Raw genomic sequence first — 24,885 nt, 5'->3', positions numbered from 1 at the left:
CCCGGACCATAAATGCGCTTTCCCTTAAACAAAATTATCTTTGTCTGCCTAATATCGTTTACATTGGGTAGCAAAGCGCAAAACACTGAAATAAATAGCCAGATTGCCAGCCAATGCCCCATTCCATTCTACGCAAATATTGCTGATGAAACCGGTAAGCAGGCCAACGAAAACTTTACTATTATATCGACAACCTCAAGCATCAAAAAAGGTCAATATGCTACCTTTACCGGTGGTGTCACTTTATTAAATCAAGATAAATCGGTTGTTGCCGACCAATTAACCGTTAACCGAGGCACAGCTACGGTCGATGCGAATGGCGACATTCACTTTCAAAATAAAGGCATTGATATATTTGCCGACTCACTTAATATCAATCAGCTGCAACAAACGACCTCGCTAAACGCAGCTTCGTATCAATTAAATGGCTCTGCTGGTCATGGTAGTGCGAAAAAAATCAACATTAATGGTAATGGTAAAACCTTAAGCTTTCTCGATTCAAGCTTTACCACTTGTTACGATGCTGTACCTGATTGGCAAATGCGGGCTAGTGAAATTACTATTTCATCAGATAAAAAATCGCTTGAAGCCTATCATGCGCGTTTTAGTCTTTTCGATATCCCCGTTTTATATATTCCCTATTTAACCATGCCACTCACTAATGACCGAATGTCAGGCTTTTTATACCCAACAATTAGTACCTCTAATAATTTAGGTTTAGAAGTTGAAACCCCCTATTATGTCAATATTGCAGAAAACATCGATGCGACCATCACACCACGTTATATGTCAGAAAGAGGCACACAATTAATTACTCAATTTAGGTATTTACAAGACTTACAATCAGGACAGATTGATATTGAATACCTCAATAAAGACCAAAAGCTAGTTAATGGTGATAACGCGCGATATTTAGCACGACTTCAGCACATTGGCACATTTTCCGAGCGATTTAGAGCCCATATTGATTACACCACCATCAGTGATGATAATTACCTGGTTGATTTAGGCAGTGATCAATTTAGCGCCAATGACGCTTATCTTTATCAAATAGGTGAGCTTGCCTACTTTGCCGATAACTGGCAAAGCACAATAAAGATGCAAGATTTTGAGCTTTTGGGCAACCATCAACTAAGTTATAAAACCTTACCGCAAATAGAATTTAGCCTTCAGCAATCGTTAGCTGATTTTGATGGTATTTTTGATCTTTATTCTGAATTTTCAAGTTTTGATAGCGCGGATAAAACCAAACCTACCGCGCAAAGATACCATGTAGAAGCGGGCTTATTATATCCTGTGGTGACCCCTGCCTGGTTTTTAAATTCAGAATTTAAAGTACTTCAAACCAATTACAGCCAAAAAAACATCAGTAGTGGCAGTCTATTAGAAAAAAACATTAGCAGAACTTTGCCAAAAATACGTCTACATGGTGGGGTGAATTTCGACCGCAACCTAACCTTATTTAATCAAGGTTATAACCACACATTAGAGCCACAACTACAATATCTTTATATTCCGGATAAAGATCAAAGCAATATTGGTTTTTACGATACCACCACCTTACAAGATGATTACAACGGCTTATTCCGCGACCGTCGTTTTAGCGGCATTGATCGCATAGCACAAGCCAATCAAATATCTTGGGGGGTAACAAGTCGACTATTAACCGAAGATAATACTGAAGTGCTGCGCCTTAGCTTAGGCCGTATCGTTTATTTAGACGAAAACAACCTTGACGATGGCGACCAAGAGGCTTTAGTCGATAAGTCAGCACTTGCTGCCGATATTTTTGTCCACTTAAATCGCCAGTGGCAATTTAGCTCTGACATTCAATACAATACCGATTTAGGCGTGACTAATAAAAGCCAAACCTCATTTGATTATTTATTTTCTGATAATCAAACAATTCAATTGAACCATCGATATGCGCGTGATGTCTCAGGAGAGTCATTAGAGCAAATGTCATTAGCCACTAATATTAAGATTGCACAGAGCTGGCAACTTGTTGGCCGATTCAGCCAAGACTTACAAGGAAAGCGCAGTATCGAAAGTTATGCTGGCCTTGAATATAGTAGCTGCTGTTGGGGTATTCGCTTTACTTACCATCGCAATATTAATTCAACCATTGACGACACGGGTAACATAAACGAAAATCGAGATGCATTTGATAGCAGTTTTAATATTCAGTTTGTCTATAATGGTATCAATAGCAATAAATCGTCCAACAGTGTTGGAGATATGTTTAACTCAAGTATATTCGGCTATAAACGCCCTTACTTCCTCAATAACTAATTAAAAGAAACCTACGTTACATGAAAAATTCATTGAAATTATTACTGCTTAGCTCGGTGTTTATTTTAAGCTCACTTGGGAAATGTATGGCCATCGAGGTTGAACTAGACCGAGTAGCGGCGGTAGTTAATAGTGGTGTGGTATTAGAGTCTGAAGTTAAAGACCTGATCGCCTCTGTTACTTTACAAGCAAAAAAGAATAACCAAACCTTACCATCAGATCGCGCTTTACGTGTGCAAGTAATGGAAAAGTTAATTAATGACGCGATAATCTCGCAACTGGGTGAGCGCATGGGCGTGCAGATCAGTGATGCCCAACTTGATGAAACCTTATCAAATATGGCAAAAGAGAATAAGCAATCACTAGCAGCATTTCGCCAGTCGCTTGTTACCGATGGCTTAGATTATGAAAAATATCGTGAAAATGTTCGCAACGAGTTAATTTCAGGTGAAGTTCGACGCGCTAGTTTACGTCGTCGCATTTATATCTCACCACAAGAAGTTGCTAACCTACTGTCAGTGATGAAAGCACAAACGAATGCGGATATAGAGTATCGCTTAGGTCATATATTAATTGAGTTCCCCAATAATCCAAAGCAAGTAGATATCAGCGCGGCTAAAGTGCGTGCTGAAAAAGTACTTGAGCTGTTAAATAACGGTAGCGACTTTACTAATATTGCCATGACTTCATCTGGCGGCGGTAACGCACTTGAAGGCGGTGATTTAGGTTGGAAAACAATTAATGAAATGCCGACCTTATTTTCTGAAATAGTCGATGGTCAAGAAAAAGGCAGCATTTTTGGCCCAATCCGTACTGGACTAGGTTTTAGTATTGTCAAATTAGTCGATATTCGTGGTCGTAAAACCATGGAAATCGAAGAAGTAAAAGCAAGTCACATCTTAATTAAGCCCTCGATTATTCTCAGTGAAGCCAAAGCTGAAGCCTTATTACAAGGTTTTGTCGAGCAACTAAATGCTGGTGAAGCTGACTTTGCAGAGCTTGCAAAAGCACACTCTGAGGGTCCAACCTCTGTTCGTGGTGGTGACTTAGGTTGGTCAGAGCCAAATAAATATGATCCCGCCTTTGCCGAAGCATTGGCAAGCCTAGATATTGATGAAGTGCATCAACCTTTTCGTTCATCGTTTGGTTGGCACATCGCTAAATTAACTGGCCGTAGAACCTTAGATGCCACTGCGCAAATGAATGAGAATCGCGTCTACCAACTACTTTATAACCGTAAATTCGGTATGGAAGGTGCACGTTGGATCAAAGAGTTACGTGATGAAGCATACATAGAAGTTTTACAAGTAGGTAAAAAATAGTGTTAAAACGAATTGCAATAACACCAGGAGAGCCAGCAGGTATTGGCCCAGACCTGATGATAAAAGTCGCGCAGCAAGATTGGCCAATGCAAATGGTTGCGGTCGTCTCGCCTGAGTTATTAATAGCAAGGGCGAAATTATTAAACTTGCCACTGATCATTAAGCCCTATAACGCCGATGATGAAATAACCGCCCACCAAGCCGGAACGCTAATTGTGTTACCGGTAGCATTGGACGATATTTGTGAGCCTGGTGTTCTTAACGCTAACAATGGTCGCTACGTAGTTGAAACATTACGCATTGCCAGTGAAAAAAATATTTCTGGCGAATTCGATGCGGTCGTTACTGGCCCAGTTCATAAAGGTTTAATCAATAAAGCCGGTATCGCATTTAGCGGTCATACCGAATATTTTGCTAATCAAGCAAACTGTTCTGATGTGGTAATGATGTTAGCGACAGAAGGCTTAAGAGTTGCGCTTGTCACCACCCATATTCCTTTAGCTTATGTCTCTAAAGCCATCACACACGAAAGGCTGCAAAAAGTTACTCGTATATTACATCGAGACTTGATTGACAAATTTGGCATTGATGATCCTAAAATTTATGTTTGTGGCATCAACCCGCATGCCGGTGAAGACGGCCATCTGGGCCGTGAAGAAATCGATGTAATGATCCCCGCTTTAGACGAGTTGCGCTTAGAAGGTATGAACCTGATCGGCCCGTTGCCTGCTGATACCATCTTCCAGGCTAAATACTTAGATGACGCTGATGCTATTTTAACTATGTTTCATGACCAGGGTTTACCGGTACTTAAATATAAAGGTTTTGGCTCTTCAGTCAATATTACTTTAGGACTGCCCTTCATCAGAACATCTGTCGATCACGGTACTGCCTTAGATTTGGCTGGCACCGATAAAGCCGATGTCGGCAGCTTCAAAGAAGCTTTAAACACGGCAATAACATTAGCTAATAACCATGCAGAAGATTAATTCGAGCAAAAATACACTATGAGTAAAAATTCCCATTTAGGTCATCAAGCCAAAAAACGCTTTGGACAAAACTTTTTACATAATGACGCCATCATTAGCAATATTGTTGACGTCATCAACCCCGAGCCTAATGAAAACTTAGTTGAAATTGGCCCTGGCTTAGGCGCCCTTACCGAGCCTGTTATAGAACGTGCGGGTCAACTTAGTGTCATAGAGTTAGACCGGGATTTAGCGCATAGATTGCGCCATCATCCTTTTTTGGCCACTAAATTAACTATTTATGAAGAAGATGCCCTAAAATTTGATTTTGCCCAGTTAGCCAGTGATGAGAAACCGTTGCGTATTTTTGGTAATTTGCCTTATAACATTTCAACACCACTGATCTTTCACTTACTGACCTTTAAAGACAAAGTAAAAGATATGCACTTTATGCTGCAAAAAGAGGTTGTACAACGCATGGCTTCCGGTGAAAACTGTAAAGCTTATGGCCGTTTGTCGATCATGACACAATACCAATGCCAAGTTATTCCGGTGATGGAAATAGGTCCAGAAGCCTTCAAACCAGCACCTAAAGTAGACTCAGCTATTGTTAGGTTAATACCGCATAAAACCATTAAAAATCCAGTTAAGGATATTAACTCACTGAACAAAGTCTGTTTAGCGGCCTTTAATCAGCGCCGAAAAACCATTCGTAACAGCTTTAAAAAACTGATTTCTGCCGAGCAATTAACGTCATTAGGTATTGATCCAGGACTGCGTGCTGAAAATTTATCCTTAGCCGATTTTGTTATGTTAGCTAATTTTGTTACTGACAACCCGATAGAGCTTAACGATGAATGATAACCAAGTAGCAACCGTTACTGATATTGAGGTCAGTGTCATTAGTGACTATTTAGCACAACAGTCTGTCGAAGCTGAAGAACAGTTTGTTTTTAGTTACACAGTTACTGTAATAAACAATAGTGATGAAACGGTGCAACTACTCAGTCGCTACTGGTTGATTACCGACGCTAACGGTGACTCTAACACCGTATCAGGTGAAGGCGTTATTGGTCAGCAACCTTTTATTAAAGCTGGCCAAAAATTTACTTATACCAGTGGCTGTATATTAAAATCTCCTTTGGGGAATATGCAAGGGCACTACCAAATGCAAAGGAAATCAGCCAAGTTGGTTCAGGTTGAAATACCACTGTTTCGCTTAGCAAAGCCCAATATATTAAACTAGAGAGCAATAATGGCTATTTATTTCGTCGGTGACATTCAAGGCTGCTACAGCGAACTGAAAGCTTTATTAACTCAGGTGAGCTTTTCCACGACTAGCGACCAACTTTATGTTGCAGGTGATTTAGTGGCCCGTGGGCCTAATTCTCTTGAAACATTGCGCTTTATTAAGTCACTTGGGCAAAGTGCTAAAGTAGTTTTAGGTAATCATGACTTACATTTACTGGCCGTTTATCACGGTATTAAAAAAGTCAAAAAACAAGATCATCTAGCGCCATTATTATCAGCGCCAGATGTAGCAGAACTGATGCACTGGTTAAGTCAACAGCCACTTATTCAAAAACTGCCTAATGAAGAAACCTATATGAGCCACGCGGGACTTTCCCCGCAGTGGACACCTCAACAAGCACTTAAACAGGCAGAAATAGCACAACAGCATTTAACCTCTTCAGCAAGCCACGCCTGGTTGAGCAAGATGTATGGTGAACAGCCTAGCAGTTGGCTAGAGGCAGACGATGAGCTTAGCCGCTTTAGGTTTACTATCAACTCGCTAACCCGTATGCGCTATTGCTTCGCTGATGGTAGTTTAGAGTTTAGCTGTAAAGAAAGCCCGAGCAGCGCGCCAAAAGAATTATTGCCTTGGTTTGCATTTGGCCATGTTAACGGCAATACCCAATGGATATTCGGCCATTGGGCTGCTTTGATGGGTCATTGCCCAGCTAATAATATATACGCACTTGATACTGGCTGTGTTTGGGGACAACATCTAACTATGCTGAGATGGCATGATAAAAAAGTATTTATTGAACAAGCACATATAAAATTAAACTAATGCATAGCAGTAGTTTAAAAAGTAATTGAGCTTGTTATACTAGCAAAAAGAAATATGCATATTCCTTTGTAGTCTAATAATAATGAATGATCACGTGGATAAGTAATAACGCTTATTATTTTTTCTGTGATTAAAGTATGATTTAATTTATATATTGGTGGAATCTATGAACTTAACCGTAGCAATGAAAATAATTGGTGGTTTCACCATTATTTCGCTTTTACTCGTTTTAACCAGCGTAATATCATGGAATAGTTTAAATACTATTGGCGATGCTACCAAGCAGCAAAATGAACTAGCAATACCCACTTTAAAAGCAAGCAATAAGTTAGTTAACGATCTAACCGGTATTGGCAACCTAACGCTGCGCGCATATCACCAAACAGCGCTGGCACCACTGGCACAAAACTATAATACTTTTGATGCTGAAAAAAGTGAATTTAGAACTCAGCTAAAACGCTTAAAAGATATTGTTAAAAACAAAGAAATTTTAATCAAAAACTTACGTGAAGTTGACCCTGTTTACAATAGTCTAGAGCAGGAAATTGACAATGTGCTTCGTAATCGAAAATTTGCTATTGAGCAAAATCTTGCTCTAGCAGACAAGATATATATTATTGAAGAAAAAGCAGACGATACCACCACTATCTTATTAGATCTTGGTGATCATAAACTCGCCTCCACAAAGTTACAACGCGCGGTTAGTTTAGCAGAGCGTTTAGAAACCTTACTCAATAACATGGTCAATACCTCTTTTAATTATCGTGAAATAAAAGATCAACAATCTGCATCACTGGTTGCTAGCCAAATAGAAAACGCATTTAATGATATTGAACGCTCAGTGGCTGATGTGGTTAATGAATTAAACCAACAAGGCGTGAGCAATATTGCTGATAAGTTAAACGATAGCTTTTCAGCATTACAAAGCTATATTACTGGCAGCGATAAAATTTTCACTCATAAAAATAATCAACTAAGCGCGATTGCAGCAGCAAAGATGAGTTTACAATTAGCAGAAAATGGCATCAGTAATGCTAATGCAATATTAGCCACACAAGTAAATTTAGCCAATGAAACAGCGATTGCAACAGGCAACTTGGTAAAGGCGTCAGTATCTGACGGTACAGTTAATACCCTAATTATCACCTTAGTGTCTATCGTGCTGGCTATCGCCATCGCGTGGGTGACGTTAACAAGTATTATTCGTCCATTAAGCCGAGTAAATGCAATGCTCAATATTGTTGCATCTGGTGACTTATCTCACAAGCTAGATGAAAGTGGCAATGATGAATTCGCTCAGCTTTCTGCTAACTGCAACTTATTAATCGATAGTTTACGTAACTTAATTCAAAGCATTGTTAGTCGCTCGACCCAGCTAGCAACAGCGGCTGAACAAACATCAACTGTGACCGCACAAAGTACCAAAGCCATCGAAGAGCAACGCACACAAGTAGAACAAGCCGCGTCTGCTACCACTGAAATGAGCAGTACTGCGCAAAGCATGCTCTCAAGTGCAAATGATGCCTTAGGCGAAATCAAACAAGCTGATGACGAAGCTGAGCGCGTTAAAGTTATTTCTAGTCATAACCGTCAAACGATTGAACTATTAGCTAATGAAGTCGAGTCTGCTTCACAAGTTATTAATAAATTACAACAAGATAGTGCCTCAATTGGTGGCATTCTTGATGTGATCAGAGGTATTGCAGAGCAAACCAACTTATTAGCACTAAACGCGGCAATAGAAGCCGCTCGTGCGGGTGAGCAAGGTAGAGGCTTTGCTGTGGTCGCTGATGAAGTGAGAACCTTGGCAAGTCGAACTCAAGTATCCACCCAAGAAATTCAAAATATGATTGAAGTGCTACAAAATGGTGCAGAAAAAGCGGTTTTAGTGATGAATACAGGTAAAAAGCAAGCAACAAACTGTGTTGAGCAAGGTATCCAAGCAGAGCAAGCACTTGATACCATTACACACGCAGTTCATGAAGCCTTTGACCGTAGCTCACAAATAGCAACAGCCGCTGGAGAGCAGAGTGTTGTTGCTCATGAAATAAGCGAAAACCTTGAATCAATTGTCACCATTGCTGAACAAACAACAGCAGGCTCAAAGCAAACAGCAGAAGCGAGTAGTGAAGTTGCCCGCTTAGCTGAAGAGTTACAACAATCAGTACAAGAATTTAAGCTTTAGTTTTGCTTAAGCTCAAAGCTTATACCAGTTCCATTAAGTTTGTGATCTTGTTGTGCGCAGGAAAAATAACTCAAGGTAAGGCGCTCGATTGAGCAATAGCTGGCTATTGGGATTGAGAGCAACACAGCCTTGAGCTATTTTAACTAGTACAAATGAGCAATAACTTAATGGGATTGGTATTAAATAAAAAAGAGCGCTTAAGCGCTCTTTTTTATGTTCACGACTACTTATATCAATAGGTCTGGTTTATTGAGCGCTTAGCTATCACGCCAACCTTATCTTTAAACTTTTTCATAAACTGAAAAGTCTAACTGATAGAGATTTTTCTCATCACTGGGACGAATATCGCTAGCAATTTTTTTCCACACGGTTAAATCATATTCAGGGAAATAAGTATCGCCATCAATATCGGCATTAATATGGGTAATATAAAGTCGTTGCGCCGCGGCTAAGCAATGTTGGTAAATAGCGCCTCCACCAATAACCATGGCTTCAGCGTTATCAACAACTAAAGCTAAAGCGGCATCAACAGAATGAACCACCTCAACGCCCTCTGCTTGAAAGTTATCATCACGCGAAATAACAATATTTTTCCGCCCAGGCAAAGGCCGACCAATAGATTGAAAAGTTTTTCGCCCCATAATAATGGGTTTACCTAAGGTAGTCTTTTTAAAATAGGCCAAATCGGCTGGCAAGTGCCAAGGCATATCATTGTTTTTACCGATTACACGATTATTGGCGTGCGCCACTATCATTGAAAGTATGGTCATAAGATTTTTTACTTAATCGACAGCTAAATTTTAAAATATTATACGTTATTAACGACAACAAAAAAGGGGCAATTGTATCGCTACGAATGCACCTTTGATAAAACTCATAGAAAAATAATAATAAAACTAATGGAAAGAATTTTTTGGGATATTCAACTACTGCAGGTTATTAATTAAAGCTTATCCCAATGACTAATGTGCGTTCTCAAAATTTTTATCAAGTAATAACTCGCCATGCCAAATGAAAAAACGCTGAACTGTGTTTATACCAATTAGTTTTTGCTATTTAAACAACCCCATACTTCGATCGGTCAGGGCTTCTCGCCAACCACCAAGCCATTCCGACTTAACATCGGTATTGTGATACGGACAATGTCCCTTGGTTCTACCACAAAGGCCAGCTTGGTAGCCATTTGAATGTGCTCTGCCTAATTTGTCTCTTTTCTGCCTTTTCATAAATAACACCTCATCTCATAATAATTTTATAACTGGCTGATATTTAAATAATAAATAAGGATGAATTTCAAACCTTAAAACTTAGAACTTAAATCTTCACTTCAATCAACAGTTAATTTAAGAACAACAATGTGATGAATGCAAGTTGATGCCATGGTGAATTGAGCAATTTTCATCGCTGTTATTGGGCGAAATAGTCTAGTTTAAAACACGGTTATGAACTATCTATTGCAAAACAATTCGTTACCAAAATCACATATAGCAAACAGATCTTAAAATAATAAATTAGATAACAAATTAATTTAAATAGGGGTAAAAGTGTCTTAATAATATTAGCCCCTTAACAAAGGCCTTAACATATCTTCCAAACCATTAAGTTTAACTTCATAAATTAGCGCTAATTGTTCACCGAGTTTTCCTTCTGGAAAGCCCTTACCGTGAAACCAAACTAAATAAGGTTCAGGTAATTGCAGCAACTTTCTGCCGCTATATTTGCCGAAGGGCATTATCTGATTTATCGCAGCAATTAACTCTGCATTGTTGTCTATCGACATAAATTCCCCGTGCTCAATTGAGCCTCTAAATGTTATTCATTATTATTAATGCACTTATGTTTTGACATAAAAATGTCACACCTACTGCTTATACCAATCCCATTAAGTTATTGCTCACTTGTACTAGTTAAAATATCGTCAATCACTTACGCGATAATCGACTTAACGCTTGATCATAGGCTCTCTGGGTTGGTTGATATAGATCCCGCTGCAACGGCCACTTTATACTTATTTAACTGACACCTTCTCATTAGTAGCAAAGCATTTTAACTTAAATAATGGTGCACTTATCGCCAATGGTTTAGTCCCCATTGTGAGACATAGTTTGCATGACTTATACCAATCCCATTAAGTTATTGCTCACTTGTACTAGTTAAAATAGCTCAAGGCTGTGTTGCTCTCACTCCCAATAGCCAGCTATTGCTCAATCGAGCGCCTTACCTTGAGTTATTTTTCCTGCGCACAACAAGATCACAAACTTAATGGAACTGGTATTAGTATCAAAAGTGGGAGAATTGCAAATGTTAGGCTACAACTCAAAGCAAAGCCCCTGTGGTATTGTCAGCTAGTGGTAGAGAAGAAGATTCAAAAGTTTTTAAATGAGTTTTCATACTTATTGAAAGATGAAAACTTAATGGCTGTAGCGATATAATAACAAAAAATTTAATGACTGTTTTCTTAACATTGATAAAAATTCGCTAATAAAAAACGCATAACGATTGACTCGCTATGCGTTTAGATAAGTTGCTTTTACATCAGTGCCGGATTAACCAAAAGCTTTAATACATTAAGGTATAAAGCTTACGTCTATATTTGCTCGCTAGTGCATCACCCTCAGGTAACGATTTAAGCACATCAAGTAATAAGTCTTTACTCGTGATGTCTGCACCATCTTTTTGCACTAACAGAAACAGAATCGCTAATGCGTCGTCATGGCGATTAACTTGGCTATATTGCGCAGCTAGTTTTTGTTGTAGTTCAACATTATCAAGATCATTGGCTAACTGTTGCTCAAGTGCTTGAATTTCAGGAGAGTCTGCGGCCTGAGTGGCTAATTCTAATTTTGCCATTAATGATTGATAAGCACTGTCTTGATCGATCATTTTAATACTTTTTAGTATTGCCTCTGCTTCGGTAATTTTACCGGTTTGAATATAAACATCTGATAAAACCAACTTAATATCAGCACGTTCATTGTCCAGTTGATAAGCTTGATTAATAATAGGAAATGCTTCAGCCACTTTATTTTCTGCTAATAGTACTTTTGCCTCGGCTAATAAAACATCTTGTTGTTTCGGTAAATATTTATCCAAAAACTCATTAATTGTTGCATCGGTTTGTGGCCCCGTTAGGCCGTCAAGTGGTTGACCATCTTGCACTAAAATTACCGTTGGCAAACTTTGAATACCAAACTGTTGAGCAATTTGTCCCTGGCTTTCGCAATCAACAGTGGTAAACAAAAGTGTGTCGCTACAATTAGCTAATGCCTTCGCCAACTTGTCGCGTAATTCAACACTTTCTGGAATTTGCTGAGCCCAAAAATTGACCAGTACCAGTTTAGTTTTTGATGCTTCGATAATAACTTGTTGAAAGTTTTCTAAGTTGATCGCAAGAGAATTTGTCATCAATGCCGTTCCAATAATAAAGATATATATTTTAAATTGGGGCCAAACACCTAAGATACAAGCAACGGGGCTAAATATTTCTAAGCACTTAGCAAAGACCTAGTCACAAACAGCACCATTGATGATGAAAGCATGTCGAAAGAACAATTATCTTGAGTTATTTTTCCTACGCACAACAAGATCACAAACTTAATGGAACGGGTATAACGCTGCGCTAGCTGCAATAGCAAAAGTTAAATAACCTTAGCCTGGCTTTGCACATCATGGTTTAATCTGCGTCATGCTCATATAAAAGAAGCATAAAAAAACGGACATCAGCAAAGCTCATCTCCGTTTCAAATTACCATTGTTTTTACTTACACTTTTTGCAATAATTCTCGAGCAATAATCACTTTTTGAATCTCACTAGTGCCTTCATATATTGATGTTACACGCACATCGCGCGCCATACGCTCCAGTGGGTATTCTCTAATATAACCTGCACCGCCCATAAGCTGTAAGGCGTCATAACAAGCTTTATTAGCCTTTTCAGCGGCAAATAACTTAGCCATTGAAGCGGCCATGCCAAATGGTTGGCCTTGATCTTTAGTGTAGGCCGCTTGCATTAGCAGTAACCGTGCCGCTTCCATCTCAGTATAGCGTTCTGCTAACGTCCACTGTAATCCTTGAAAGTTCGACAGTGATTGACCAAACTGTTTACGCTCAACAATATGAGCTTTAGCATAATCAAGCGCAGCAAGACCAATACCTAATGCTAACGAACCGATACCGATACGACCACCAGCCAATTCACCGACCGCAACACCAAAACCTTTATTTTCAGCGCCCATCATTGCCGATGCTGGCACACGACAGTTGTCAAAATGCACTTCATTGGTCGGTGACGCTTTTTGACCCATTTTTTCTTCTGACTTGCCAATCGTCATGCCGGCAGTACCAGCTTCAACAATAAAGCACGAAATACCTTTGCCTTTTTTTGCTGCTGGGTCGGTAACGGCCCAAACCACAAATACATCAGCAAACGAGCCACTAGTGATATAAACTTTACTACCGCTAATAAGATAGTCATCACCGTCTTTAACGGCTTGCGTTTTCATTCCAGCGGGATCTGAGCCTGCAACCGTTTCACTTAAACAAAAGCCACCCGCACGAAACTCACCACTACAAATTTTTGGCAAATATTTACTTTTTTGTTCATCGTTGCCTACCGCTTGAATAACTTCTGCAACCATATTAGTCACTGAAGTTGTCACCGCTGTTGATGCACAAGCGCGGGCTAATTCGGTAATCGCTAAGCTAAAAGCGACACTACCCGCTTCGACACCACCATATTCAGCTTTAATATTTAAGCCCATAAAGCCGAGTTCATTAAGTTGTGCTAAGTTCTTTAAAAATAAACTTTGATCCCTTGTTTCATCAAGCTGTGCCGCGACAGGTGCTAATTCACTATCGGCAAATTTTCGTGCCATATCTTGAATCATTATTTGTTCTTCAGTTAAAGACAAATCCATTAAACTTCTCACTTTTTATTAGCTAAATATCTATCACTGTCACTAACGCCATCGCTAAAGCTGCTCAGCAAGGTTAAAACATTAGTACGACTAAGGTGATAAAGTAATACCAAGTGCGGTAGCAAACTACCCTTTTGGTATTGGTATGTGTATCTATTTTATATATAACAAAAACGCGCCAGAGCGCGTTTATTTATAAACTGGTGGTATTATAACCATTATCCGGCAACAAACCAAAGCAGACCAGCACCCAGCACTAAGCGATAAATCACAAATGGCATCATACCCACCTTGCCCACTAAGATAAGAAAATAGTGAATACAGGCATAAGCACTAACAAAGGCTAATATACTGCCTAAGCCCATTGCTGACCAATCTACAGCTTTGGCTTCCAAAATTAACTTTAAGGTTAAGTAACTGCCCGCCATGGCAATAGCCGGAATCGACAGTAAAAAGGAAAAACGCGCAGCATTTTCTCTGCTTAACCCCAACATCAAGCCAATAGTCATGGTAATACCAGAACGCGATGTGCCCGGTATTAACGCGATAGCCTGTGCTAAGCCAATTAACATCGCACCTTTGAAACCTAAATTTTCAATGCTTTTATTTTGTTTAGCTTTAATATCAGCAAAGCCAAGCAAAAAACCAAATAATAACGTTGTCGCGGCAATAACAAGTGCACTGCGTAAATGCTCTTCGATAAAGTCTTTACCTAGCAAACCAAATAAACCAGCGGGGATGGTGGCAAAAATAATCCACCAAGCCAATTTACCATCAAAATTATTTCGCTCACCTTTTAAGGTGCCAAACCAAGCCACAGCCATACAGCCCACTTCTTTGCGAAAATAAAGCACGACCGCCAGTAAAGTACCAACGTGAACAGCAACATCAAACGCTAAACCTTGATCTTTCCAGCCCAAAACAGCCGACGGTAAAATTAAATGTGCTGAACTAGAAATCGGCAAAAACTCAGTTAAACCTTGAATTAACGCTAAAATAAAAACTTCAATTGTGCTCATGGGGCTTATATTTCCTTATTTTTCTTATTTTTTTGGCCAAATAAAAGCCACTATTTTTAATTTTTGTTGGCTTTTATCATATTGTTGCCATAACTCGTCATAGCGTTGGGCAATAATCGGGTGAGCCAAATGTCCCGCAACTTCAGCTAACGGGCACAATACAAAAGCATTTTTGCTAATTTCATCGCGCGGTATTTGTGCTGGCGAGTCAGCAATAACCTCATCATAAAGTAGTAAGTCTAAATCTAAGGTCCGCGGACTAAATTTCTTAGCATCTTGGCTTCTACCATGGGCAAACTCTATTTCGCGCAGTGTTACCGCCACGTCAGCCAAGGTAAGCTCAGTACTGACTCCAACCACCATATTGTAAAAGGCCTTACCTGCAAAGCCGACAGCTTCACTTTCAAATAATGAAGATAAAGTAAGCGAGCCAAATGCCTCTGTTAAAGCATTTAATCCCTGTTCAATATAATGTTGACGATTGATGTTACTACCCAGCGAAATATAAATTTCAGCCATTATGATGCTTGGTCTGACAGCTGTCGGCCACGTTCTATTTCAACAGCTACCGTAGTGGCATTATGCACCGCAGTAGGTTTCATTACCTTTAGGCGCAGCCAAGGAATTTGATATTCAGCGATAAGAAAGCCAGCAATACGTTCGGCAAGCGTTTCAATTAAATCTACAGGATTAACGTTGGCAAACTCAACAATCGCTTCAGAAATTTTTGCGTAGTCTAATGTTTTAGCTAATTCGTCATTTTCTGCCGCTTGCGCCGTATTCCAACCCATCGCTAAATCAATAACCAGAGTTTGCTTTATTTCTTTTTCCCATTGGAAAAAACCGATGGTTGTTTGAAAGGTTAACCCTTCAATATAGACTTTATCCACACTAAAACCCTTACATGGTTTGGCAGTATTTAACCATTGCATTAATCGAGATAAAACCCGCAATCGCTAAAACTTACTTTAAAAAATAAATGGCGAGTTTACCTGTGCAGGTCTAGAAAAACTAGTAAACATCGCGCTACAATGTCAAAAAGCTAAAAAGAATAAATTTTTTTATAACTTTTGCTAACGCCTGTTTAAGAAGAAGCTTAGTATCAGTACCTTACTTGTAACATTTTTAATGGTTGTGATGGCTTACTTAGTAGGTTCAATTTCGAGTGCCATTTTACTTTGCAAATTACTTAACTTACCCGATCCCCGCTCAACAGGTTCAAAAAATCCAGGTGCGACAAATGTCTTACGTATAAGTAATAAGTTTGTTGCGGCAACTGTACTACTTTTTGACATACTCAAAGGCACATTACCGGTATGGGGTGGCTATTTTTTAGGCTTAGATCCCGTCTACTTAGGTATTATTGCTGTCGCCGCTTGTTTAGGCCACATGTACCCAATATTTTTTAATTTCAAGGGTGGAAAAGCCGTTGCTACTACTTTTGGTGTGTTGTTACCTATTGGCTTAGATTTAGGTGGGCTACTTATTTTAACCTGGTTGCTAGTCGCTAAAGTTAGCCGCTATTCCAGTTTGGCGGCTATTGTTACGGTATCAATAGCCCCCTTATATACTTGGTTATTAAAGCCTATTTATGTCTACCCAGTATTAATGTTATCAGCACTGATTATATTTAGGCATAAAGACAATATTGTCAGATTATTACAGGGCAAAGAAACCAAAATATCTTTTATCAAAAAGTAGCCTTTATTACCGGTTTTAATCACAAAACCTGAGTACTTAAATAGGCTGCAAGGTATCTAGGGGCCAACGTGGTGTGGCCTTAAAGGTTAAGTCGGTATCAACACCGGCTTTTAAGCGTTGTAAGCCCGCGTAGGCGATCATAGCACCGTTGTCCGTACAAAATTCAGGCCTAGGATAAAAAACTTCCCCACCTAATTTTTTGGTGATTTCTGCTAATTTTTCTCTTAACGCCGTATTGGCACTAACACCACCAGCAATAACTAAACGATTTAAATCACATTGTTTTAATGCCCGTTTACATTTAATGACTAGCGTATCAACGACTGCCTCTTGAAAGGCATAAGCAATATCAGCTTGCATTTGCGCTTTTTGCTCAGGTGTTAATAGTGCTTTTTCTTCTTTTCGAATAGTAACAGCGGCTGAGGTTTTTAAACCGCTAAAGCTAAAGTTTAGCCCAGGTTTATCCGTCATAGGCCTTGGAAACTTATAACGACCTTTTCGACCACTTTCTGCCATTTTCGCTAATACCGGTCCACCAGGGTAGTCAAGCCCTAATAATTTTGCGGTTTTATCAAAAGCTTCACCTGCGGCATCATCAACGGATTCACCCAATAATTCATAGTGGCCAATGCCATCAACACGCACCAACATGGTATGGCCACCAGACACTAATAAAGCAACGAATGGAAAGTCAGGTACATTTTCTTCTAGCATAGGTGCTAACAAATGCCCTTCCATATGATGCACTGGCACGGCAGGCAAGTTCCAGCCATAAGCTAAACTACGGCCAATTGAACAGCCAACCAATAAGGCGCCCACTAACCCCGGTCCAGCGGTATAAGCCACACCGTCTAAATCAGCAGGCGTTAAATTAGCTTCAGCAAGGACTTCTTTTATTAAGGGTATCGTTTTACGGACATGATCACGTGATGCCAACTCTGGCACTACTCCACCATAATCGGCATGAACGGCAATTTGACTATATAACTTATGGGCAACGATACCCGCAGGTAGATCCCCTTGCCCATCATCATAAATCGCAATACCGGTTTCATCACAAGAGGTTTCAATACCTAAAATTCGCATAGTTTTTTTACCTAGCCGTGTTACATCAATAGTGAGGTCGACTATTCACTCGTATTAAGCTGCAGCCGTCATTTGGTTGCTGATTTTACCTATGCCCTAAGCAACTTTCAATTTATAGCGCATAAAGATAGCCAAAATATTTTCAAAGCTACCACTTGGCTTTAGTAATGCACGGTAAATAAAGTGAATAGGCATTATGTCAATATAACAGCTACTATTTATACAACGACTATTATTGTGCTATTTGGGCAACTACTCAGGCAATAAAAGCAGTGAAAAGGTTAATTCCACTTTACATTGCTATAGCCTTCGCATTAGAATACGTCACCAATTTTTAATAGAGTGGGTGAAGATGAGGCTATTTAGCTGAAATCAGACACCGATTTATATAGATTCCTAAACTAAGGTAAAATAGTACATGCCAGTAATTAAAGTAAGAGAAAACGAACCATTTGACGTTGCATTACGTCGTTTTAAACGTTCATGTGAAAAAGCAGGTATCCTTTCAGAAGTTCGCCGTCGCGAATCTTATGAAAAGCCGACTTGGGAACGTAAGCGTAAAAAAGCAGCCGCAGTAAAACGCGCAGCTAAAAAAGTTTCTCGTGAGAACGCTCGTCGCGTTCGCATGTACTAAGATACCTTAGTAAATCCTAAGTCAACTGAGTTAACTTAAGCGTAAATTAAATTATGAGTCTACTTAGTCAACTGCAAGATGAAATGAAAAATGCCATGCGTGCCAAAGACAAACTTCGTCTTGGCGTAATTCGTATGGCACTTTCTGCGATAAAACTGGCAGAAATAGATCACAAAACAGAAGCAACTGATGAAAATATCATTGCCTTGTTAACCAAAATGGTTAAACAACGCAAAGAATCTATCAAGATGTTTACTGAAGGTGGTCGTGATGAACTAGCAGCTAAAGAAGCTGCAGAAGTTATCGCTATAGAATATTTTCTGCCTCAACCCTTATCTGCAGATGAAATTAACCAACTGATTACCACAACGATTGCCGATACCGGTGCAGCCTCAATGGCTGATATGGGTAAAGTAATGGCGGTATTAAAACCGCTAATGCAAGGTAAAGCTGATTTGGGCGCAGTAAGCGGCCAAGTCAGAGTCATTTTAAACAGTTAGTTAAGCTTCTTTTTGAACTTCAATGTTCAAGCCAAATATAAACCGCGATAGCCTAGGCCTCGCGGTTTTATTTTAACTAGAATATAAGAACCTACTATTTTCCAAGCCTGATTGGTGTAAAATAGAATTTTATCTGGATGTAATAGTATTTATGGCTGGTATGATCCCTCGACAGTTTATTGATGACTTATTGGCTCGAGCCGATATTGTCGAATTAATAGATTCTCGCGTACCATTAAAAAAAGCCGGTAAAAATTACCAAGCTTGTTGCCCTTTTCATACCGAAAAATCACCTTCTTTTAGTGTTAGCCAAGATAAACAATTTTATCACTGCTTCGGTTGTGGTGAACATGGCAATGCCATTTCGTTTTTAATGGAATTTGACCGTTTAGAGTTTCCTGATGCCGTTGAAGAGTTAGCTTCCCATTACAATATGGACGTGCCACGCGAACAAAACACCCGTTCACCTATACAACAAAAACAAGATCAAAAAGCTTACATACAAAAACAAGATGACTATGAATTAATGGCGCAAATTGGCCGTTTTTTTCAACAGCAATTAAAAGTAGCCACCGACAAAAATGTCGCGATTGATTATTTAAAAGGCCGAGGTTTAAGCGGCGAAATAGTTAAGCGCTTTGGCATAGGTTATATCAGTGATGCTTGGGACGGCATGATGAAAGTCTTTGGCCGCAGCGGCCAAATAAATCAACAGCTTGTTGACTTAGGCATGGCCGTTCAAGGCGATAAGAACAAACCTTATGACCGATTTAGAGGCCGCATTCAATTTCCTATTCGCGATAAACGCGGTCGCGTTGTCGGTTTTGGTGGCCGAGTATTAAGTGATGGTACGCCCAAGTACCTTAACTCGCCAGAAACACGAATTTACCATAAAGGCCAAGAATTATATGGCCTTTATGAAGCAAAACAAGCCATTAAACAACTGAAACGTTTAGTGGTGGTTGAAGGCTATATGGATGTAGTTGCACTCGCACAACACGGTGTTGACTATGCGGTTGCCTCACTAGGTACAGCAACAACGCCCGAACAACTACAAACCCTGTTTCGCACCGTCAAAGAAGTTATTTGTTGTTACGATGGTGACCGAGCTGGCCGCGATGCTGCATGGCGAGCGCTAGATAATGCCTTACCGTTAATTCAAGATGGTTGCAGCCTCAAATTTGTTTTTTTACCTGACGGCGAAGACCCTGACTCAATGATCCGAGAACAAGGCCAAGCGGTTTTTGAAACCATATTAGATAATGCCACGCCATTGTCACAATTTTTATTTGAGCACTTACTAAGCCAAATCGATATGAGCTCCCCCGAAGGAAAAGGTGCTGCTGTCAGTGCTTTTCAGCCTTATTTAGCCAAATTACCTGAAAGTAATCTAAAAGACGCCATTGTCACTAAGCTAGCAAATCAGTTTGGTGCAAGTAACGAAATGCAATTAAAAAAATTGCATAAAAACTTTGCTAACGTCACTGAAAATAAAGCCAAAGCTAAGCGACCTAAAATTACCCCAGTAAGACTCGCTATTGCATTACTACTTGAGCATCCCCATATAGTAAAGATACTACCAGACTCAGCCATTTTAAATGAATTAAATATGCCAGGTATACCTTTGCTAAATACGTTATTAGCATTGTGTAAGCAAAACCCAAAGGTAAATAGTGCACAATTAATTGAGCATTTTAGAGGCCAGGAAGCCGGAAAACAGTTAACAAAACTGCTGTGCTTAGAGCATCATGTTGAAGCAGAAAATGCTGAAAGTATGTTTTTAGATCTAATTGAAAACTTTTTAAATATTTTTATTGAACAACGCACAGAGCAATTATTAGAAAAAGAACGTAGCACCGGCTTAACGTTAATCGAAAAGCAAGAATTGCACGGTTTACTAAGCGCATAGAACAATATCGTTTAAGTTATATTTAGAATAAACAGAAGAACAGTTTATCGCTGGTAATTTAGTAAATATTTCGCTATAATTTCCTGCTAACTGTTGTAATTTTGATAGCCATAAATAGGTGGACACTCGTCAATGGATCAAGCCCCTCAATCTAGACTTAAAGAGTTAATAATAAAAGGTAAAGAGCAAGGTTATTTAACTTTTGCACAAGTTAACGATCATCTACCTCAGGATATTATCGACTCAGATCAAGTTGAAGACATCATTCGAATGATTAACGACATGGGTATTCAGGTGTTTGAAAACGCTCCTGATAACGATACGTTAATGATGAGTGAAGCAAATACTGATGAAGATGCTGCTGAAGCTGCTGCGCAAGCACTTGCGACCGTTGAAAGTGAAATTGGTCGTACTACTGATCCCGTTCGCATGTACATGCGTGAAATGGGTACGGTAGAGCTACTGACGCGTAAAGGCGAAATTGTTATCGCCAAACGCATCGAAGAAGGTATCAAAGAAGTACAACGTTCTGTTTCTGAATACCCGCCGGCAATTAATTATTTGCTTGATCAGTGGGATAACTTTGAAGCTGAAGAAGTGCGCTTAAGCGACATTATCGTTGGCTTTTTAGACCCTGATGCCCAAGATGAAGAAATTCCAGCGGCAGCAACTCATATCGGATCAGAGCTTTCTAAAGAAGAATTAGCTAGCGAAGATAAAGCTGATGAAGACGAGGAAGAAGAAGATACTGGCCCTTGTCCTGAAGAAGCCCGTGAAAAATTCACTGCTTTGCGAACTGCCTACGAATTTGCTAATAAAGTCATCAAAGCTAAAGGCCGTGGCCATGCTGATGCACAATTGGCAATCGATGCATTAGCTGAAGTATTTAAAGAATTTAGAATCGTACCCAAAGTATTTGACCGCCTAGTGAAAAACATGCGCAGTGTTATGGACCGTTTACGTGTTCAAGAACGCTTGATCATGAAACACTGTGTGGTGGGTGCTGGTATGCCAAAAATTACCTTCATCAAAATATTTCCTGGTAACGAAACCTCGAAAAATTGGTTTGAAGAACAAAAAGCAGCCGGCCTACCTTACTCAAAGAAAATGGCTGACATCGAATTAGATGTTGAACGCTGTATTTATAAACTGAACATGTTAGAAGAAGAGACTTATCTCAATGTTCACGGCATTAAAGACATTAACCGTCGTATGTCGATCGGTGAAGCGAAAGCTCGTCGTGCGAAAAAAGAAATGGTCGAAGCTAACTTACGTTTAGTTATCTCAATTGCGAAAAAATACACTAACCGTGGCTTACAATTCTTGGATTTAATTCAAGAAGGTAACATTGGTTTAATGAAAGCAGTTGATAAGTTTGAATATCGTCGTGGTTATAAGTTCTCAACTTATGCAACATGGTGGATCCGTCAAGCGATTACTCGTTCAATTGCCGATCAGGCACGTACTATCCGTATTCCAGTACATATGATTGAAACGATTAATAAACTTAACCGTATTTCACGCCAAATGTTACAAGAAATGGGTCGCGAACCAACACCTGAAGAATTAGCTGAACGCATGATTATGCCGGAAGATAAAATTCGCAAAGTGTTGAAAATCGCTAAAGAGCCAATTTCAATGGAAACGCCGATTGGTGATGATGAAGACTCCCACTTAGGTGACTTCATCGAAGATGGTAGCGGAGAATTGCCGGTTGATTCTGCCACCTCTGAAAACTTAAAGCATGCGACACATGAAGTATTAGCGGGTCTAACTGCTCGTGAAGCAAAAGTGTTAAGAATGCGCTTTGGTATCGATATGAACACTGATCATACCCTTGAAGAAGTCGGTAAACAATTTGATGTCACACGTGAGCGTATTCGTCAAATTGAAGCAAAAGCATTACGCAAATTGCGCCACCCTTCACGCTCTGAGCAATTGAAAAGTTTCTTAGACGGTGAGTAATTAATTTTACTAAATTAATGCCAATATAAAATCCAGCTGATAGCTGGATTTTTTTTGACTCCATTTAATGTAGACCCACCTGCGCTGCGTTAGATTCTCTCAACGCAGTGGTTTTGTGATTATATATACCAAACTGATTAAAGGTAAGTATTAGCCTGCTAATAGCCCTTCATTGTAAGGTATCAGTGAGGTATGAAACGTATAATTTGCTATTTGCTATTTGCTAAATTGTTATACCAGTTCCATTAAGTTTGTGATCTTGTTGTGCGCAGGAAAAATAATTCAAGGTAAGGCGCTCGATTGAGCAATAGCTGGCTATTGGGATTGAGAGCAACACAGCCTTGAGCTATTTTAACTAGTACAAGTGAGTAATAACTTAATGGGATTGGTATTACCCCGTAGAACAATACAGCGTGTATTTTTGAGCAATAGCTAGCTTAAAGTGATTGCCCGAAACGAGGAAGTTTATTATCTCGGGTATTGGTAGGTAATTAATTAGTCTACTTGTTATAAAGTAACCAATAAATTTCATCAAGTGATTGACAAAACCACAAATCGCTCAACTATTGAACTATCAGACTTATTTATCATATTTTTAACTTTATAAGGGTGACAACAAAATAAAAAATGCTTATACTTCTCGCCGCTTTCAATGAACCTTTCGTGTTTATCAAAGCAAAGTAAAATTATGGCCCCTTAGCTCAGTTGGTTAGAGCGTCCGACTCATAATCGGCAGGTCCCCTGTTCAAGTCAGGGAGGGGCCACCACTTTTAACGATACCCTCCAAGTTAACACCTACTAACAAAATAAATACCTATAAAAATTAACTGTAGTTATTACTGTAGTAGTGCTTTTTTATCATTAGTAAATGTATTATGAATTATGAATTATTTTATTATCCCAGTGACTCCAATAAAATCATGTGTGATAACATTCCGTTACGGTGTATGAAATCTGTGCGACTACTTTCTTCCTTATGATGCCCGAAAACTGTACGGTTAGTAGAATACTCACTTTTTAAGAGATATTTTTATGAAAAAAAAATTAATCGCGTCACTAGCTTTATTAATAAGCGCATGTAGTTCTGTTAAATACAATTACATTCCAAATTCTTCTGTATTTAGTATCCCTAGTTTAAATGTAGAAATATCTTCAGGTTTAGGTGAGCCATTGCTTGATCAAGGGAAAGCGACTAAGAGAGAAGTTATTTATATTACTCAAGAAACAAGTCTTGCTGCTTATAAAATAAAACCTGGTAAATTATTTAAGATAGGCTCAGATCAAGATTTTGATTACTTCTCTCAAGACATTCTTTCGGGTTATTCAATTTATGAGGGACTAATTGTATCGACCCCCTCTGTTACTTCAACTCTAAGACACAATAAAACTAATGGCGAGGTTTGCATCCTACGACCTATTGATATTGATATCTGTGGTCAGATAATGATTCGTAAAGATACCGAGAATGTTATTACAAATGACAGTTTTAGACGTACATTAATCTATAGTGGCCGAGTTGGTAATAAACTGAAAATTAGTTACCGCGAATTCAGTAATAATATGGCTCGCTCTGCTTTTAGTTCAGAAGTTGAATACGACCTTGGTGAAAGTGATCTAATTGGTTATGCTGGTGCCCGTATTAAAGTTATTTCGGCTACGAATACCGAGATAAAATATAAAGTGATTAGTAACTTCAATTTGCATAATTAAAAATATCGCTCAAACTACTTAAATCGACTACGGAAATACTTCTAGTTTCGTTTAAATAGCTCAAATAATTAGTTTGCGCGTCACAAATTCGAGTATGAATATTAGCCATTGTGTCATGCTTTAATTTCAGGTCGTAAAATGTTCTTCTACCGATACCCAACAACTTAACTAAAGTACAAATTGTTGGGTATTGTTTTTTAGACTCGCAAAGCTTCAAGTATTCATCAGCTTTTATTAAAAGCTCAGTATTATATTTTGTTGGTCTAGCCAAGTTATATTCTCCTTTAGGTGTCCGACTTATTAAACCCAATTACCATTCATGATATTAATAGCCTGTTCTATTTACTGCTAAAAGTGGATAGGAGTGTATTAGAGTTTTCTGTTCCACCTTGCTACAACCTCTATTTTTAATGGGTTTAGGTGGGATGGTGGATGAGGTGGGTTACTTTCACTACTTAGCGGCACAGTATATAGTTAACAACAAGTGCCCTATTCAATATGACCACACCATACTAATTATTATCATATAAATATAAAGTATAGAAAACTCATCCACTAATACACCATGTATACCTACAACCCTTGATAGTTTTGGCCTGTAGCT

The 24,885-nt window shown here is 39.1% G+C and carries 24 protein-coding genes and 1 tRNA gene; 15 read left to right on the top strand and 10 right to left on the bottom strand.

The window, feature by feature from the left end; translation table 11 throughout:
* Positions 1-12 precede the first annotated feature (12 nt).
* The 7 genes from ESZ39_RS05245 to ESZ39_RS05215 all read left to right on the top strand — a co-directional run bounded on the left by ESZ39_RS05245 (position 13) and on the right by ESZ39_RS05215 (position 8,841).
* On the top strand, positions 13-2,292 hold the full coding sequence (locus tag ESZ39_RS05245) for an LPS-assembly protein LptD (protein WP_146878733.1): 2,280 nt from the start codon (positions 13-15) through the stop codon (positions 2,290-2,292).
* Positions 2,292-3,614 carry a peptidylprolyl isomerase SurA gene (gene surA, locus ESZ39_RS05240; RefSeq protein WP_411266856.1) on the top strand — a complete coding sequence of 441 codons (1,323 nt, stop codon included), beginning with the start codon at positions 2,292-2,294 and terminating at the stop codon, positions 3,612-3,614. The genes ESZ39_RS05245 and surA overlap by 1 nt, the downstream gene beginning before the upstream one ends.
* A complete protein-coding gene (pdxA, locus tag ESZ39_RS05235; RefSeq protein WP_146878731.1) occupies positions 3,611-4,603 on the top strand; it encodes a 4-hydroxythreonine-4-phosphate dehydrogenase PdxA in 993 nt (330 codons plus the stop codon). The genes surA and pdxA overlap by 4 nt, the downstream gene beginning before the upstream one ends.
* Before the next feature lie 18 nt (positions 4,604-4,621).
* Positions 4,622-5,443 carry a 16S rRNA (adenine(1518)-N(6)/adenine(1519)-N(6))-dimethyltransferase RsmA gene (gene rsmA, locus ESZ39_RS05230; RefSeq protein ID WP_146878730.1) on the top strand — a complete coding sequence of 274 codons (822 nt, stop codon included), beginning with the start codon at positions 4,622-4,624 and terminating at the stop codon, positions 5,441-5,443.
* Positions 5,436-5,828 carry a Co2+/Mg2+ efflux protein ApaG gene (gene apaG / locus ESZ39_RS05225; RefSeq protein WP_146878729.1) on the top strand — a complete coding sequence of 131 codons (393 nt, stop codon included), beginning with the start codon at positions 5,436-5,438 and terminating at the stop codon, positions 5,826-5,828. Before rsmA ends, apaG begins: the two co-directional genes overlap by 8 nt.
* Before the next feature lie 9 nt (positions 5,829-5,837).
* The gene (locus tag ESZ39_RS05220) at positions 5,838-6,656 is read left to right on the top strand and encodes a symmetrical bis(5'-nucleosyl)-tetraphosphatase (protein ID WP_146878728.1); all 819 of its coding nucleotides are present in this window, start codon (positions 5,838-5,840) and stop codon (positions 6,654-6,656) included.
* Positions 6,657-6,822: 166 nt separating this feature from the next.
* Entirely contained in the window at positions 6,823-8,841 is a 2,019-nt protein-coding gene (locus ESZ39_RS05215; protein ID WP_146878727.1) for a methyl-accepting chemotaxis protein, read from the top strand.
* Between the two features lie 281 nt (positions 8,842-9,122).
* On the opposite strand, the gene folA is transcribed toward ESZ39_RS05215, so the two are convergent.
* The 3 genes from folA to ESZ39_RS05200 form a co-directional block, all read right to left on the bottom strand.
* Positions 9,123-9,611 carry a type 3 dihydrofolate reductase gene (folA, locus tag ESZ39_RS05210; RefSeq protein ID WP_146878726.1) on the bottom strand — a complete coding sequence of 163 codons (489 nt, stop codon included), beginning with the start codon at positions 9,609-9,611 and terminating at the stop codon, positions 9,123-9,125.
* A 282-nt stretch (positions 9,612-9,893) separates the two neighbouring features.
* Positions 9,894-10,067, bottom strand: coding sequence for a ribosome modulation factor (rmf, locus tag ESZ39_RS05205; protein WP_146878725.1), 174 nt, complete (start codon positions 10,065-10,067; stop codon positions 9,894-9,896).
* Positions 10,068-10,399: 332 nt separating this feature from the next.
* Complete coding sequence (locus tag ESZ39_RS05200) at positions 10,400-10,621, bottom strand: DUF3820 family protein (RefSeq protein WP_146878724.1); 222 nt, start codon at positions 10,619-10,621, stop codon at positions 10,400-10,402.
* 202 nt (positions 10,622-10,823) lie between these two features.
* Between ESZ39_RS05200 and ESZ39_RS18355 the strand changes: the two genes are divergently transcribed.
* Positions 10,824-10,973, top strand: a complete 150-nt coding sequence (locus tag ESZ39_RS18355) for a DUF3083 family protein (RefSeq protein ID WP_146878794.1) — start codon at positions 10,824-10,826, stop codon at positions 10,971-10,973.
* A gap of 427 nt (positions 10,974-11,400) precedes the next feature.
* On the opposite strand, the gene ESZ39_RS05190 is transcribed toward ESZ39_RS18355, so the two are convergent.
* The 5 genes from ESZ39_RS05190 to folB form a co-directional block, all read right to left on the bottom strand.
* Complete coding sequence (locus ESZ39_RS05190) at positions 11,401-12,246, bottom strand: tetratricopeptide repeat protein (RefSeq protein ID WP_146878723.1); 846 nt, start codon at positions 12,244-12,246, stop codon at positions 11,401-11,403.
* A 356-nt stretch (positions 12,247-12,602) separates the two neighbouring features.
* Positions 12,603-13,757: an acyl-CoA dehydrogenase family protein gene (locus ESZ39_RS05185; RefSeq protein ID WP_146878722.1), complete on the bottom strand. Its 1,155-nt coding sequence runs from the start codon at positions 13,755-13,757 to the stop codon at positions 12,603-12,605.
* 218 nt (positions 13,758-13,975) lie between these two features.
* Positions 13,976-14,776 (bottom strand): undecaprenyl-diphosphate phosphatase, encoded by an 801-nt coding sequence (locus tag ESZ39_RS05180; RefSeq protein ID WP_146878721.1) that lies wholly within the window; start codon positions 14,774-14,776, stop codon positions 13,976-13,978.
* A 24-nt stretch (positions 14,777-14,800) separates the two neighbouring features.
* Positions 14,801-15,295, bottom strand: coding sequence for a 2-amino-4-hydroxy-6-hydroxymethyldihydropteridine diphosphokinase (folK, locus tag ESZ39_RS05175; RefSeq protein ID WP_146878720.1), 495 nt, complete (start codon positions 15,293-15,295; stop codon positions 14,801-14,803).
* Positions 15,295-15,666 carry a dihydroneopterin aldolase gene (gene folB, locus ESZ39_RS05170; RefSeq protein WP_146878719.1) on the bottom strand — a complete coding sequence of 124 codons (372 nt, stop codon included), beginning with the start codon at positions 15,664-15,666 and terminating at the stop codon, positions 15,295-15,297. The genes folK and folB overlap by 1 nt, the downstream gene beginning before the upstream one ends.
* A 211-nt stretch (positions 15,667-15,877) precedes the next feature.
* On the opposite strand from folB, the gene plsY reads away from it, so the two are divergent.
* Positions 15,878-16,477 (top strand): glycerol-3-phosphate 1-O-acyltransferase PlsY, encoded by a 600-nt coding sequence (gene plsY / locus ESZ39_RS05165; RefSeq protein WP_262984482.1) that lies wholly within the window; start codon positions 15,878-15,880, stop codon positions 16,475-16,477.
* A 36-nt stretch (positions 16,478-16,513) separates the two neighbouring features.
* On the opposite strand, the gene tsaD is transcribed toward plsY, so the two are convergent.
* Positions 16,514-17,563, bottom strand: a complete 1,050-nt coding sequence (gene tsaD, locus ESZ39_RS05160) for a tRNA (adenosine(37)-N6)-threonylcarbamoyltransferase complex transferase subunit TsaD (RefSeq protein WP_146878717.1) — start codon at positions 17,561-17,563, stop codon at positions 16,514-16,516.
* A 418-nt stretch (positions 17,564-17,981) separates the two neighbouring features.
* On the opposite strand from tsaD, the gene rpsU reads away from it, so the two are divergent.
* From rpsU to ESZ39_RS05130, 6 genes are all read left to right on the top strand, one after another.
* Entirely contained in the window at positions 17,982-18,197 is a 216-nt protein-coding gene (rpsU, locus tag ESZ39_RS05155; RefSeq protein ID WP_011045067.1) for a 30S ribosomal protein S21, read from the top strand.
* A gap of 53 nt (positions 18,198-18,250) precedes the next feature.
* A complete protein-coding gene (locus ESZ39_RS05150; protein ID WP_146878716.1) occupies positions 18,251-18,697 on the top strand; it encodes a GatB/YqeY domain-containing protein in 447 nt (148 codons plus the stop codon).
* 151 nt (positions 18,698-18,848) lie between these two features.
* Positions 18,849-20,606 carry a DNA primase gene (gene dnaG / locus ESZ39_RS05145; RefSeq protein WP_146878715.1) on the top strand — a complete coding sequence of 586 codons (1,758 nt, stop codon included), beginning with the start codon at positions 18,849-18,851 and terminating at the stop codon, positions 20,604-20,606.
* Positions 20,607-20,738: 132 nt separating this feature from the next.
* Positions 20,739-22,571, top strand: coding sequence for an RNA polymerase sigma factor RpoD (gene rpoD / locus ESZ39_RS05140; protein WP_146878714.1), 1,833 nt, complete (start codon positions 20,739-20,741; stop codon positions 22,569-22,571).
* 690 nt (positions 22,572-23,261) lie between these two features.
* A tRNA-Ile gene (locus tag ESZ39_RS05135) sits at positions 23,262-23,338 on the top strand.
* Between the two features lie 265 nt (positions 23,339-23,603).
* On the top strand, positions 23,604-24,281 hold the full coding sequence (locus tag ESZ39_RS05130) for a hypothetical protein (RefSeq protein ID WP_146878713.1): 678 nt from the start codon (positions 23,604-23,606) through the stop codon (positions 24,279-24,281).
* Here the strand turns inward: ESZ39_RS05130 and ESZ39_RS05125 are convergent.
* On the bottom strand, positions 24,265-24,552 hold the full coding sequence (locus tag ESZ39_RS05125) for a terminase small subunit (protein WP_146878712.1): 288 nt from the start codon (positions 24,550-24,552) through the stop codon (positions 24,265-24,267). The two genes, ESZ39_RS05130 and ESZ39_RS05125, sit on opposite strands and share 17 nt — an antisense overlap.
* Between the last annotated feature and the right edge of the window lie 333 nt (positions 24,553-24,885).

This window comes from Colwellia sp. C1TZA3, from assembly GCF_007954265.1.
Taxonomy (GTDB): Bacteria; Pseudomonadota; Gammaproteobacteria; order Enterobacterales; family Alteromonadaceae; genus Cognaticolwellia.
Note: the sequence above shows the minus strand (reverse complement) of the source record. Positions and strands in the feature narration are given on the sequence as shown.

What these genes read in the sequence shown, in the direction of transcription:
- apaG (WP_146878729.1), top strand. Translation starts at nt 5,436, where the DNA reads ATGAATGATAACCAAGTAGCAACCGTTACTGATATTGAGGTCAGTGTC.
- rmf (WP_146878725.1), bottom strand. Translation starts at nt 10,067, where the DNA reads ATGAAAAGGCAGAAAAGAGACAAATTAGGCAGAGCACATTCAAATGGC.
- ESZ39_RS05220 (WP_146878728.1), top strand. Translation starts at nt 5,838, where the DNA reads ATGGCTATTTATTTCGTCGGTGACATTCAAGGCTGCTACAGCGAACTG.
- ESZ39_RS05130 (WP_146878713.1), top strand. Translation starts at nt 23,604, where the DNA reads ATGAAAAAAAAATTAATCGCGTCACTAGCTTTATTAATAAGCGCATGT.
- rsmA (WP_146878730.1), top strand. Translation starts at nt 4,622, where the DNA reads ATGAGTAAAAATTCCCATTTAGGTCATCAAGCCAAAAAACGCTTTGGA.
- ESZ39_RS05190 (WP_146878723.1), bottom strand. Translation starts at nt 12,246, where the DNA reads ATGACAAATTCTCTTGCGATCAACTTAGAAAACTTTCAACAAGTTATT.
- ESZ39_RS05185 (WP_146878722.1), bottom strand. Translation starts at nt 13,757, where the DNA reads ATGGATTTGTCTTTAACTGAAGAACAAATAATGATTCAAGATATGGCA.
- dnaG (WP_146878715.1), top strand. Translation starts at nt 18,849, where the DNA reads ATGGCTGGTATGATCCCTCGACAGTTTATTGATGACTTATTGGCTCGA.
- rpoD (WP_146878714.1), top strand. Translation starts at nt 20,739, where the DNA reads ATGGATCAAGCCCCTCAATCTAGACTTAAAGAGTTAATAATAAAAGGT.
- ESZ39_RS05180 (WP_146878721.1), bottom strand. Translation starts at nt 14,776, where the DNA reads ATGAGCACAATTGAAGTTTTTATTTTAGCGTTAATTCAAGGTTTAACT.
- ESZ39_RS05200 (WP_146878724.1), bottom strand. Translation starts at nt 10,621, where the DNA reads ATGTCGATAGACAACAATGCAGAGTTAATTGCTGCGATAAATCAGATA.
- folA (WP_146878726.1), bottom strand. Translation starts at nt 9,611, where the DNA reads ATGACCATACTTTCAATGATAGTGGCGCACGCCAATAATCGTGTAATC.
- tsaD (WP_146878717.1), bottom strand. Translation starts at nt 17,563, where the DNA reads ATGCGAATTTTAGGTATTGAAACCTCTTGTGATGAAACCGGTATTGCG.
- ESZ39_RS05215 (WP_146878727.1), top strand. Translation starts at nt 6,823, where the DNA reads ATGAACTTAACCGTAGCAATGAAAATAATTGGTGGTTTCACCATTATT.
- folK (WP_146878720.1), bottom strand. Translation starts at nt 15,295, where the DNA reads ATGGCTGAAATTTATATTTCGCTGGGTAGTAACATCAATCGTCAACAT.
- ESZ39_RS05150 (WP_146878716.1), top strand. Translation starts at nt 18,251, where the DNA reads ATGAGTCTACTTAGTCAACTGCAAGATGAAATGAAAAATGCCATGCGT.
- ESZ39_RS05245 (WP_146878733.1), top strand. Translation starts at nt 13, where the DNA reads ATGCGCTTTCCCTTAAACAAAATTATCTTTGTCTGCCTAATATCGTTT.
- rpsU (WP_011045067.1), top strand. Translation starts at nt 17,982, where the DNA reads ATGCCAGTAATTAAAGTAAGAGAAAACGAACCATTTGACGTTGCATTA.